Origin of the sequence: Streptomyces sp. HD (assembly GCF_028369295.1) — a bacterium.
Classification (GTDB): domain Bacteria; phylum Actinomycetota; class Actinomycetes; order Streptomycetales; family Streptomycetaceae; genus Streptomyces.
Window position 1 is genome coordinate 59,923 of record NZ_JAQMYP010000040.1, and the last position, 12,306, is coordinate 72,228.

9 protein-coding genes and 3 pseudogenes are annotated in these 12,306 nt (G+C 67.7%); 4 read left to right on the forward strand and 8 right to left on the reverse strand.

Annotated elements, in window-relative coordinates:
* Window positions 1-523: 523 nt before the first annotated feature.
* On the reverse strand, window positions 524-883 hold the full coding sequence (locus POF73_RS32165; RefSeq protein ID WP_272122549.1) for a DoxX family protein: 360 nt from the start codon (window positions 881-883) through the stop codon (window positions 524-526).
* 192 nt (window positions 884-1,075) lie between these two features.
* Window positions 1,076-1,570, reverse strand: coding sequence for a cupin domain-containing protein (locus POF73_RS32170; RefSeq protein WP_272122550.1), 495 nt, complete (start codon window positions 1,568-1,570; stop codon window positions 1,076-1,078).
* A gap of 81 nt (window positions 1,571-1,651) precedes the next feature.
* On the opposite strand from POF73_RS32170, the gene POF73_RS32175 reads away from it, so the two are divergent.
* Window positions 1,652-2,503 carry a LysR family transcriptional regulator gene (locus POF73_RS32175; RefSeq protein ID WP_272122551.1) on the forward strand — a complete coding sequence of 284 codons (852 nt, stop codon included), beginning with the start codon at window positions 1,652-1,654 and terminating at the stop codon, window positions 2,501-2,503.
* Window positions 2,504-3,079: 576 nt separating this feature from the next.
* On the opposite strand, the gene POF73_RS32180 is transcribed toward POF73_RS32175, so the two are convergent.
* The 6 genes and pseudogenes from POF73_RS32180 to POF73_RS32205 form a co-directional block, all read right to left on the reverse strand.
* Entirely contained in the window at window positions 3,080-4,216 is a 1,137-nt protein-coding gene (locus POF73_RS32180) for a PQQ-dependent sugar dehydrogenase (protein ID WP_272122552.1), read from the reverse strand.
* A gap of 184 nt (window positions 4,217-4,400) precedes the next feature.
* Window positions 4,401-4,805, reverse strand: coding sequence for a WD40 repeat domain-containing protein (locus POF73_RS32185; protein ID WP_443049669.1), 405 nt, complete (start codon window positions 4,803-4,805; stop codon window positions 4,401-4,403).
* Window positions 4,800-5,139: pseudogene (locus POF73_RS32190) on the reverse strand (IS110 family transposase); the annotation flags it as partial. The gene POF73_RS32185 and the pseudogene POF73_RS32190, both read right to left, overlap by 6 nt.
* Window positions 5,140-5,323: 184 nt before the next feature.
* A pseudogene (locus POF73_RS32195) lies at window positions 5,324-5,749 on the reverse strand (acyl-CoA dehydrogenase); the annotation flags it as partial.
* A 106-nt stretch (window positions 5,750-5,855) separates the two neighbouring features.
* Window positions 5,856-6,341 (reverse strand): annotated as a pseudogene (locus POF73_RS32200) (PadR family transcriptional regulator); the annotation flags it as partial.
* Window positions 6,342-6,725: 384 nt separating this feature from the next.
* Window positions 6,726-7,877 carry a helix-turn-helix domain-containing protein gene (locus POF73_RS32205; RefSeq protein WP_272122553.1) on the reverse strand — a complete coding sequence of 384 codons (1,152 nt, stop codon included), beginning with the start codon at window positions 7,875-7,877 and terminating at the stop codon, window positions 6,726-6,728.
* Between the two features lie 261 nt (window positions 7,878-8,138).
* Between POF73_RS32205 and POF73_RS32210 the strand changes: the two genes are divergently transcribed.
* From POF73_RS32210 to POF73_RS32220, 3 genes are all read left to right on the forward strand, one after another.
* Complete coding sequence (locus POF73_RS32210; RefSeq protein ID WP_272122554.1) at window positions 8,139-8,864, forward strand: response regulator transcription factor; 726 nt, start codon at window positions 8,139-8,141, stop codon at window positions 8,862-8,864.
* A 4-nt stretch (window positions 8,865-8,868) separates the two neighbouring features.
* Window positions 8,869-10,380 (forward strand): sensor histidine kinase, encoded by a 1,512-nt coding sequence (locus POF73_RS32215; protein WP_272122555.1) that lies wholly within the window; start codon window positions 8,869-8,871, stop codon window positions 10,378-10,380.
* A gap of 445 nt (window positions 10,381-10,825) precedes the next feature.
* Complete coding sequence (locus POF73_RS32220) at window positions 10,826-11,716, forward strand: sensor histidine kinase (RefSeq protein ID WP_272122556.1); 891 nt, start codon at window positions 10,826-10,828, stop codon at window positions 11,714-11,716.
* The last annotated feature ends 590 nt before the right edge of the window (window positions 11,717-12,306 follow it).

Sequence of the window (12,306 nt, forward strand, 5' to 3'; positions counted from 1 at the left end):
ACTTGACGGTCACAGGCCGTTGGGACAACCCACTGACCTTCACATGCTCCCGCTGTGACACCACCACCGTCTTCGATGAGCCTCACAAGAACCGTGGCCAGGACGTCGGCCGCAACCTCATGCGGCGGCTGGTCCTCACTGAGGCCGACCCTGACTCCCGGGCCCGCAGTCTGCTGCAGCACGTGAATGCCTTCCACGACAGCGAGCGCCAGCGGCGCGAGTACGGCTGCTATCGGGGACCCTACGGGGGCAAGTTCGGATCTCAGAGCGCGTCAGTCTGGAGGCCGGCGTTGCACGTCAACACGCACTATCTCGATGTTCACGTCCACCGACAGCACTGCGATGTCCACGATCGACGGGAACCGTGTCACACAAGTTGAGCCAGAACCCGAGTTGCGACGGCACCTGCACGCCTCACCGAGCAGCGCGTGGTTGGCGGCGTGTTCGAGGTTCATGAGCAATGACAGCGGCCGTGGGGCGGCTGACCTGGATTCGCATCCTCTGTTTCGAGGGCTGTGCTCGATCACAGCCTGGTGGCCAGCCAGGTCGTCACGGCCGCGGCGGCGATGAGCCCGACGTTGAGTGCGATCCGGCGGTCTTCGCCGGTCAGGTGCACGGCGATCGCACCGGCCTGCAAGAGGACGAAGCCGCTGGCCGCGGCCAGCGCAAGCGAGGGTGCGATGCCGGTCAGCGGTGGCAGGACCAGGCCGATCGCGCCGAGTATTTCGACGGTCCCCAGCGTCCTGAGGGCGGGCAAGGGTATGCGGTCGACCCAGGCCATCATCGGGCGGAGTTGATCGCGGCCGCGGATCACTTTCAGCGTGCCTGCGTAGACGTAGAACAGGGCGAGCAGTCCCGCGACGATCCAGTATGCGAGGTTCATGACTTCCGTTCATGGGTCACCGGTTCCCGGGAACCTGTCGATTGCGTCGACGGCCAGAAGAGCCCGTGAGAAGGCCCGGTCCGTCGTCCGCGGGGGCCGGACCCGCCGAAAGACGGGCGCGCCACGGCCCCGCCGGCCGGCCACGGGCCCGCGGCCGAAAGGAGGGCGGCCGGGCCGTTCCATGCGTCGACTTCAGGCGGGGTCGGCGGCGGGGTCGGTCGCGTAGCGGCTCATCGCGTCGATGTTGGCCTGTCGCGTCAGCGGCCTGCCGTCGGCGAGCACCTCCTGGAGGTCTCGGAAGTACTGCACGTACAGGTCGGGGGTGAATGTGCTGAGCATGACGGCGGGCTGATCGGCCGGATTGGCGAAGGTGTGAGGGGTTCCGGGCGGAACCATCACGAGCGTGCCCGTGGTGGCGTCGTAGTCCTTGTCCCCGACGGTGAACCGGACCGTGCCGGAGAGGATGTAGAAGCCCTCGTCGTGCTGGGCGTGGCGGTGTTGCGGCGGTCCCTGGGTGTGTGGGGCGAGGACGGACTGGGCGATCGCGAGGCGGTGCCCGGTGTGGCTGCCGTCCTCCAGAACGCGCATGCGCGTAGTGCCCAGAACGATCGTCTCGCCCTCGCCGGGGCCCACCACCAATACGGCGGGGTCGGCCAGCGGCTCGCTGGTCCTGGCTTCGTCGGTCATGCTCACGAGTGCACCGCGCAGACCCCGCCAGTGTCCAAGACCCTTCCCGCAGCGCCGATACCCCAGGGGTATTGTTGCAGCGTGGAGCTACGGACCTTGCGCTACTTCGTGGCGGTCGCCGAGGAACTCCACTTCGGCCGGGCCGCCACCCGACTGCACATGAGTCAGCCGCCTCTGAGCCGGGCGATCAAGCAGTTGGAGGCCGAGGCCGGGACTCTGCTCTTCGCCCGCTCGCCCACCGGCGTCACCCTCACTTCGGTGGGCACGGTGCTGCTCGACGAAGCGCGGGCTCTACTCGACCATGCCGACCGCGTCCGTGAACGCGTGCGCGTGGCTGCCGGCGTCGCGCCCCTCACCGTCGGCATCCTGGGGGACGGTACCGACCCGGGAGTGACCAGGCTGGCCGCCGCCTACCGCCGAAGTCATCCCGGCATCGACATCCGCATACGCGACACCGACCTGACCGACCCGACGTGCGGGCTGCGCAACGGACCGGTCGACATCGCCTTGACCCGGGCGCCCTTTGACGAGACTGCCCTGACGGTGCGTACGCTGCGAACCGATCCGGTCGGCGTGGTCCTGCGCGCCGACGATCCGCTGGCCCGCTGCGACCGGCTACGGCTGGCCGAGCTGAGCGAACGCCGTTGGTTCCAGTTCCCACAGGGCACCGACCCCATCTGGCAGTCGTACTGGAACGGCGGCAGGCCCCGCGAGGGCCCGGTCGTGCGTGCCGTCCACGAATGCCTGCAGGCCGTACTGTGGAACGGCACCGTCGGCCTGGCCCCGCTCGGACACGACCTGCCCGCAGAGCTGGCCGTGGTACCCCTGATCGACATGGCACCGAGCCGAGTGGTCGCGGTGTGGAACGAGGGTGACACCAACCCCTTGATCCGATCCTTCGTCGAGATCGCGACTGCCACGTACTGCCACTGAGCACCGGCAACCGGCGCTGTCCCTTCCCATGAACAACTCGAACGCCGCGGCCTCGGAACTGCCTCCCGATGCGCAACTCGTGAACAGAGCCACCGGCTCACTCTGGACCTGTGACTGAGTGCAGTTAGTTCTGACCGCGCTTGCGTGACGACTACGTCAGAAGCAGACAGGGCGTTACGTCGTCGAGCTTGGTCGTGTCGCGGAAGAACGGTCAGACCACAGCCTTCAGTTGGCCGTTGAGCCCTGGACTCGTCAGCCGAAGTGCTGAGCCATGCCAAGTCTCGCGCGCACCCGCCGGCTGACGGGATCTGACGGTGCTTCCGCGAAAGGGCCAGCCAGCTGCCGCCGCTTCCGGGCCGAGCCCGCAGAGCCCCGACCCGAATATGGCCCCGAAGGCACAACACTGACTCAGCGTCGTCCAGCAGAGGTGGCCGAACTGCAGGTCCTGCACCCGAAGAACGTCAAGGTTCTCGGGCCGGGGCGGCGGGCATGCCTCAAGCGGGCCGGAGATCCCGGAGGTGATCCAGCCAACCTGGGTGATACTCGCTACTCGGCGGCTTCTTCATCCGGTGGTCGTTACGCCGGATCGATGCGGGAGACGCTGCCACCCAGATCGAGCACGTACAGCTCGCCGTTGCCTCCCTGCACGAACGAGACGATCTGGCCGCCGTCGACTCCGAGGTTGCTCACGCCGGTCACCTTGCCGTTCTCCATCTGCAGAGTGCGGACGGTGCCGTCGCAGTAGTCGCTGAACACGTACTGACCCTTGAGGTCCGGGATCGCCTCGCCTCGGTAGACGTATCCGCCGGTCACCGAGCAGCCCAGCCCGTTGCGGTCGTACTCGTGGATCGGCGGTACGTGGTTCGCGGGCTCCGTGCCGCCCCGGAAGGGATGGTTGCCCTCCATCTGGGACCAGCCATAGTTCTCGCCGCCCTTGCTGTTTGCCGGGGCCCAGTCGATCTCCTCCCACGCGCTCTGGCCGACGTCCCCGATCAGCAGGTCGCCCGTGCCTGTGTCGAAGGAGAACCGCCACGGGTTGCGCAGCCCGTACGCCCAGATCTCGTCCTTCGCGTTCGGGTCGTCCACGAACGGGTTGTCCGGCGGGATCGCGTACGGCTTGCCGCCGCTCGGATCGATCCGCAGTAGCTTGCCCAGCAGCGTGTCGAGGTTCTGCCCGTTGCCGTGCGGGTCGCCGCCCGAGCCGCCGTCGCCGAGCGCGATGTAGAGGTAGCCGTCGGGGCCGAACGTGATGTCGCCGCCGTTGTGGTTCGCGTAGGGCTGTGTCTGGGTGAGGACGGTGCGCCGGGTGTCCGGCTGGATCTTGCCGTCCCGCATCGCGAACTCGTCCACGGTGCTGGTGCCTTCGAGGTTCGTGAACGAGATGTAGAAGTGCGCGAACTCCTTGTCGAACGCGACGCCCAGCAGGCCGCGTTCGCCGTTGGTGGTGGTCTCGCTGGATATGTCGAGGACGGGCTCGCCGAGCCCCTCATCGCCCAAGACCCTTACCCTGCCCGCGCGTTCGGCTATCCAGACCGTGCCACCCGGACCGGCGGCGCCGGCGGTTGGATTCTGGGCCGTGGCCACTTTCTTGAGCACGACCTTCGCGGCCTGACGTGGGGCGCCGAGCTCGTCGGCAGACGCCGTGGTCAAAGCGAGGGAAGCGACGAGGCAGAGGGTGCCGATGATCGCCGAGCTTCTGGTGCGAACTTTCACCGTAATCCTCCTAGAGGCGGCGAACGGGGGAGATCACCCGGCTGCTAGGGACAGAGATAGGTGGGTGTCATCCACGCCGGCACGCGAACCTGGGGGGTGGGGGGATGGTGCGCTATTGGCCACAGGTGAGGCTACCGGGACAGGGGTTGTTGAAATAGACCACACTCCGCCACTCATTTACCTCTCAGACAACGTAGGCGCCATCTTTCCGTCGACGTTGATGCCAGACAGCGCCGCTCAGGCGGTGTCGCGGTCCACGGCACCGCTCCAACGCGGCCATCAGATACCGGCGGACACTGCTGGTGGTGGCGAGCCAGGACCCGTCCGGTGCGATGCCCACCGCGTTCACGGAGCCCGTGTGGCCCGTAAGGACGGCCGTGCAGATCCCCGAAGTACGGTCCCAGATCCTCACCTTCCTGTCGTCGCTGGTGGTCGCGAGCCAGGAGCTGTCCAGTGCGATCGCCACCTCTTTCACCGGGCCGGTGTGGCCCCCTGGCGTTCGTGAGGAAGTCAGAGCAAAGCCGTGGTCCCAGATCCTCACCGACTTGCCGTTACCAGCGGTGGCGAGCCAGGAACCGTCCGGCGCAATTACGGCTTGGGTGTGGCGCTTGCCCTGGGCGCGTTTGCGGTCGTGGAATCGGCGCGACTCCTCGCAGTGCCGGATGCTGAACAGTGCAGAGCTGTAGAAGACTCTCTGCAGACGGCGGTTGTAGCGCTGGGGACGCCGAAGGTTGCCGCTGGTTTTCCCGGCGTTGCGGGGAACGGGTGCGACGCCACTGAAGCCGGCGAGGCGGTCGGCGGTGCCGAAGACCGTCATGTCACCACCGGTGGCCGCGAGGAACTCCGCGCCGAGAACGATGCCCAGGCCGGGCATGCTGGTGAATCACGCTGAAGGTGTGGTGGTCGCGAAACCGGGCCTCGATGGCCGGCCGCTTGGCGCCGGTCCTTGTCCTGGGAGACGGCGGACACAGCCCCAACCACGGCGGCGTCCTGCTGCCTGACGCGCTGCGCTGGCTGTGGCGGCCCAACGGGGATTGATCGATACACGCGTCATCCAACCCGGCGCCGGCTGCGGTGAGGTGAGCTGCACCCCCCTGGTCGCATAAAGGACAGGCCCAACGCGAACACCTCTCCCTGGGTGAGCAGTTCGGCGGCGCGGGAGCGGGCGGCGGCGTTGTCGCTCTGCCACACCGGACCGAGGCCGAGGATCGTGACCTGCCAGGCGTACCAGTAGTCCAGGCCGTGGAAGCCCAGGATCTCGTTGAGCGCGGCGATCCGGGCGGTGTCCCACCGCTTGTCCGGCTCCCCCTCCCCCGCGGCGGACGACGGCGTCAGGAAGGTGGCGAACAGGTTCTCCTTCGCTGCGAAGGCGAGGAAGTCGCCGAGCCAGGCGCGGGTCCGGTAGTCCTCGATGAACCGCCTCTTCCCGCGCTCCTCGAACCAGTCGACGGTGGCACGCAGCAGACGGCGTGTTTCGGGGTCGAAGTGCGTCGGGTCGTACGTGTGCGGGTTGAACAGCAGCTGGTCAGCCATGATGAGGATGCCTTTCGGCTGGTGGAGGGGTGGGAATCGGGAGTTCCGACGGCTGGACCGGCCGGATCGGGAGGACCCGGAGGCACGGCGGTGGGGGCCACGGCGATCAGCCGCCCGGACCGAACCGGGCCAGCGTGGCAAGCACGTCGTCCAGCCAGTCGATCATCATCCGCTCGTACGCGATCCCGCCGCGCAGCACGACGTGCTGGAGTTCGCGCTCCGCGGCGAGCGGCGCCTCTGGACCGGCCGCACCTGCCTCGGGCCCCGTGAAGTCCCGCGCCTCTCCTGCGAGATAGTGCGCCACCCGGTCCCGGTGCGCCTGCCGGTGCCGCTCCACCTCCCGGATCAGGGCAGCCGGGTCGTCGAAGGCGGCACCCCGGATCTTCACGGCCAGGTCGTGGCGGACGCTCTCCGGCTCGATCGGATCATGCAGCCAGGAGGACAGCGCGGCCCGGCCGAGGTCGGCGACGCTGTACTCCTTCTTGTCCGGCCGACCCTGCTGCGGGACATCCCTGACGTCGACCCAACCGTCGTTCTCCATGCGCTTGAGCACGCGATAGATCTGCTGGTGGGTCGCGGTCCAGAAGTAGCCGGGATCCGTCTATGCAACTCGTTGCACAGCAAGCCTGACCCGCTTCGATGCGACGCGGCTCACCCCCGGACAGCCTCTGTTTCCCAGCGGCAGAGCACCCTGCATCGCTCCGCGGCATCCAGCCGCTGCCTCCCGTCCAGGGCTCCGCCATCGCCGTCCTCGGAACCGTCCTGACCGCTGTCCACCGCACCGGCCTGCCCCCGGACCGAGCCTCGGGCCAGGCGAACGGGCTGCCGCCGAGGAGTCGTTCGCCGCAGCCGAGGCTCTCGGGACACATCTGCCGTCCCACACCACGGATGCCGTACTGCACGCAGCCGGAGGCGTGCTACGGACAACCATGGTGAAGGCGGTTCGGTGTCGCCGGTGACACCTGACCGGTTGAGGTCATGCCGTGCGGGGACCCCGAAGGCGAGGGCGAGTCGGGTCCCCGCCACGGGGCGGGCCGTCCGGAACGGCGTCGTGGTCACTGACGTCGGTGGCGTCAGCTGCGTGCCACTCCCCCCTGAGCCCCACCCCGGACCCGCTGATGCCGGCGCTGCGCTGCAGCCGGGTCACGGCGACCACGGCGAGGGCCGCGCGCAGGGTGCACAGGCCGCGCAGGCCGTCGAGGCGCTGGCCGGTGAGCTGCGTGATCCGCTGCAGTCGACGGTCCAGCGTGTTGCGGTGGATGCCCAGGCGCTCACAGGCACGATTGCGGACACCGTCGGCGGCGACGAGGGCGGTCAGGGTGCCCCAGAGCACGGGGTGCTCGTGCAGCGGCTCCACCATGGCGAGCAGCCGCTCCGAGACGGCCGGGGTTTCCGCGGCGCCGTACTCCACCAGTACGTCGTCGAGTTCATACACGCCCGGCGGACAGGCAAGGGCGAGCAGCGTGGCGCAGATGCCGTCCGCAACCGACACTCCCCCCATATCCGGCACTGGCCGCACCCCCGGTACGTGGGGGGTCAAGTCCTGCCAGTGCACCGCGATCCATACGTCGCCCGGAAGGTCGCCATGCGCCTTGCGCGCCACGGCGACCGACTCCTCCTGATCGGCCGCGGGCAACACGACACGAGCGCCTTCTTCGGAGGCCAGCACCATCGCGGCGGCATGGTTTCGGAACGCCTGGTCGATGTCGGCGAGCGTGCAGGAGGGCGCGTGCACGGCCAGCACCGCGCGGGCGCCGGCGGCACGCCCGGGGATGCGCTGCGCGGGGGCCTGCCCCGATGGCACTGGGGTGGTCTCGCGGCCGCTTTCGGCCTGAAAGAAGCCACAGTTCAGCTCCCGGCCCACCCGGCGGCCGGCGTCACCCAGCCTCAGCACCATGACCTCGTGCGTCAGAGCGTCCTGGCCATGTCCGCCGACCGTGCAGCGATTGATGAGGTGACGTGTCATGCCGCGCACCATGCTGAGCAACTCGTCGACAGACCCGATGCGTTGCGCCCACGCCCTGCCTTCGGCGCGGATACGAGCGGCGCTCTGCTCGCTCCAGTCCCCCTGGCCGGACACCACCTCGGTCAGGGCCGAGAAGATTTCCCATCGGACTCTACGGCGCACTTCATCGACGTCATCATCCCCCTCTGACGCGGCCAGTGGGTGAAGGTCAGGTATCGCCCCTGCACATGTCGTCATGTCCGGACAGCCAAGTCCACGAAGTTCAGAGTTACATCAAAGTCCGGTCAGAGGGCGATCGGAATACAAAGCCAAGGGATCATCCCTGTGTCATCATGACCATGAGGGCATGCGACCTCCATCTCCCCTGATCAGGCCGAAGGCTTCGACGGCAACGGGTTCGACCGACTTCATGGTGCGCACACGATGAACAAGAGCGACACGTCCGCGAAAACGACTGTGCTCGTCGTGGAGGACGAGTCCAGCATCGCCTCCATGCTCACCATGGCGCTGCAATTCCTCGGATTCGAGGTGGTCACCGCCGACCGGGGGGCCGAGGCACTCGCTCAAGCCGCTCAGCGCGCCCCGGATGTGATCCTGCTCGATGTCGTCCTGCCCGACATGGACGGTTTCGATGTCTGCCGGCGCCTCCGGGAGGCGGGTGTCAGCGCCCCCGTCCTGTTCGTGACCGCCCGGGACGCCGTGCGGGACAAGGTCCGCGGCCTCGAACTCGCCGACGACTACGTCACCAAACCGTTCGACCTCAGCGAGGTGGTGGCACGGATCCGGGCCGTCATGCGCCGCGGACGCGAGCTGACACCGTCCAGCGGCCCCAGGCTGCGGGCGGGGTGGGTGGAGCTGGACCAGAACACCCGCGAGGTCTGGCAGCACGGCCGCCCGGTGCAGCTGTCCTCCACGGAGTTCGCCTTGCTGCGATTTCTGCTGGAGAACGCCGACCACGTCATCTCCAAGGCGCAAATGCTCGACAACGTATGGAGTTACGACTTCCAGGGTGAGTCGGCCATCGTCGAGACCTACATCTACTATCTGCGGCGCAAACTCGGCGACACCGAACAGAGGCTGATCCGCACCGTTCGTGGGGCGGGCTATTTGCTGCGCACGACGCCTTCCGCACATGTCACGGAGGGCTGAGGCGATGCCCACCGAAGCCGGCGCCGCCCCGAGCCGCCGCAAGAGCCGGGCGGGCCGGTCCGACACGGGCCGTAGGTGCTTGTCACACAGGTCCGATACGGCTGGCAAGTCCCTGTCGCGCAGGCTCACTCGGGGCTTCTTCGCGACCACCGCGTTCGGCGTGCTCGGCGCCGGCGTCTCCTGCGTGCTCACGCTTTCGTACTGCCTGCGGGAGCACACCGACCAGCAGATCGTCCAGAACCACCGTTTCCGGCTGCAGGCGCTGCGGCAAGGGAATGGTCTGCCTCCGGCCATGGATGGATCCGCATCCGTGGTGACCGATGCCAGGGGTGCCGTACAGCTTTCGACCGGGGTCATGTCCCTCGTCGGAAACCTGCCGATCCCGGCTGCGGAGTTGCGCGAACGGGCCGCCGCCAGCCGTCCCGCGGCGGTGGCGCACCGGCCGGCCCGAGCCATGGTGAGCCGCCTACCGGGCGGTACCTATCTCGTGACCGCCCGGTCGACAGTCTCGAACGAGGCGACCGTGAAGACACTGGTGGGCATCGAGACCGCCATCAGCATCCCTCTGATCGCCGTGCTGCTGCTCGCCGCCCTTCGGAACAGCCGATCGGTCCTGGCCTGTCTGCGCGACCTGTCGCGCAGCGCCCGGCGGATCGCGGAGGGCGGTGGTGAGCCGATGGAGCGCGTGCCGGTCGTGACGCAGCCATTGCGGGAGTTGCAGAGCACGGCCGACACCCTCAACTACCTGCTGCGCCGCATCGAGGAAGGGTCCGTACGACATCGGCAGGAGGAGAGCAGGCTGTGCGAACTCGTCGGCGCCGCCAGTCATGAACTGCGCTCTCCGCTCACCGTCATCACCGGGTATGCGCAACTGGCCCGGCTAGGGGGGCTGGACGACCCCCACCGCCTGGACCAAGCGATGGAGCAGGTCCAACAGCAGACCTGGCGCATGACCCGCCTGGTCGAGGATCTGCTGCTGCTGGCCGGGGCGGGTCACGGCAGAGTGCTCGAACAGCATCCGGTGGACCTGGCCGAACTCTGCGTCCGGGCGGTGGCCGGCGCTGAGATCACCGGCGCCCGGCGCTCCCTTCGCTGTGTGGTGGAGTCCCCCACGCATCTGGTGGCGGGCGACCGGCACCGGCTGGAGCAGGCGATCGGCAATCTGCTCGCCAACGTACGTGTCCATACCTCCGAGGACACTTCGGCCGAGGTCCGGCTGCACTTGGACGGCGACCGGCATGTCATCGACGTCATCGACGACGGCCCCGGTGTCCCGGAGACCGCGCGGGAGCGCATCTTCGAGCCCTTCTTCCGCGCGGAGACCGCCACGGCGCCGGGCTCGACCCCCAGCCCGGGCCGCGGACTGGGGCTGAGTGTGGCGGCGGCGGTGGTCCGGGCACATGGCGGTCACCTCGGACTCGAACCGTCCGAGCGGGGCGCGTGGTTCCGTGTCAGCCTGCCCGCCCTCAAAGAGCGGCGCCGCGTCGGCACAGCGCCATCGGTGGCGCTTCCCTGAGCCGAACCCAGACGGGGGCACCCTCTCACCACGTCGGCCGGAGAGGTGTGGCACTGCCGGTGAAAAACCAGGGATTCCCCTAGATCTCAGAAGCCGGGCCCGTCGGAAGCAACCCGCGGCGTCGTAGCCCGCCACGAGGTGGAGCAGAGCAAGTCGGCGGGCCACTGGAGAGGTTCGGGACACCGGAGGAGGCCTTGAGCAGCGTCTTCGGCCTGACATCGAGGTGGTGTTCCGTCCTTCCGACATATGCGCATCTGGCTGTCAATGGCAGTAGCGCTGCGAAACACGCCAGTCATACTGATCGCCCCTGGTATGAACCGACCTTGGGTATGGTGCCGCCAAGTAAGGCTTCTTCTCGCGTTGCTTCGATACCGCGACGCTGATCGGACGGTTAGTGCACCATCAACGGACTCAAGGGGACAGCGGCGTATCGACATCCCGTCCCTTGAACGCAGCACGCCTCCGGCGCGGTTGTGTGGTGATCGGGGCCCTGTCCCTTGTGGTCTCCTTCCTGCTGCGATCCGGATCCGCCCTGCGAGTCCCCGTTCCACAGGGGCTCTTCAAACTGACGCTGATACTCGTGCCGTTGCTGGCGGCTCTCGGGTTGGGCGCCCAGCTGCGAAGGGAGCGCGAGACCCGACGCAAGACCGAGCGGCGGCTGCTGGAGTTCCTCGCCACCGCAGGGCACGAGTTGCGCACTCCGCTCACCGCGATCTCCGGCTACATCCAGTTGGCCCGGATGGGCGGCCTGGCCGATCAGGAGAAGTTCGACCTGGCCCTCTCCCGCATGACGGACGAGACCCGCCGCATGTCGGCGCTCCTCGACGAGTTGGTCCTGCTCACCAGGATCGACCTGGGCCAGCCCTTACGTCGGGAACCAGTGAACCTGGCACGTCTGTGCCGTGAGGTAGTGGCCGATGCCAGGGCATGCTCCCCGCATCATCCGATCCGGCTGACGATACTGCCGGGCAGCCACTCGGTCACCGGTGACAGGGACCGCCTGTACCAGGCCGTCGCCAACCTGTTGGCCAATGTGCGTCATCACACCCCCGAAGGCACGCGCACCTCAGTAGGCCTGGGCACCGAGGACAGTTACCGGGTCATCGAGGTGATCGACGACGGTCCGGGCATACCCGTCGAGTTGCGCGGCTCGGCCTTCGAGCGGTTCGTCCACGGCAGGCAGGCGGCTGCCGGCCGCGTTCCGGACGATGACGCGGGTGGTGGAAACGGCCTGGGACTGAGTGTCGTCGCGGCCATCGTCGCCGCGCACGGCGGCGAGGTGACCCTCGAATCCGCCTACCGCGGGGCGTGGTTCCGCATTCGGCTGCCCGCCTGAGCCCCGGCCACTTTTCATTCACCCTACGGCGAATTTGCCAGGACTTTCCGCGCGAAGACACGGCACACGAGGCCAGGCGCCTGCAAATCCAGGAGGCAGGAGCCCGCAAGCAATAGAATATCTCGCGCACCCCGCCCTCGCCCGCAAATTATCCCGATCCTAGGGCATTAATCGAATGCAGGGAATTGAACGAAGTTCAATCCACCATTGAGCCGCCTCCAGGGGGATTCACCAGCCCCCTCTTCACGCATACTTCACACCTGGTCGATGCACACCTCCACCCGCCGACCGAACCCCGACCGACTTCCCGACTCGCACCAACGGGACGGATCGGGTGAACCAGACATAAACGTGCGCCGCAATAGCTGACATACCGATTCCTTGGACTCGGCGCGACGCCGACCAGGACATTCAATCGGTGACAGCCATTCACATGACAGACACAGTTGAGAAGCTGTATCGGCTACAATCCTGGACGTTATCTAACCGAACGGAACCGAGGCGCCTACACCCGCTCGTGCATTACGCCGACCACTTCCCCGCCCCATCTCGCCCAGAGCCCATCAAGTGTCCGTCCCCCACAGAACATT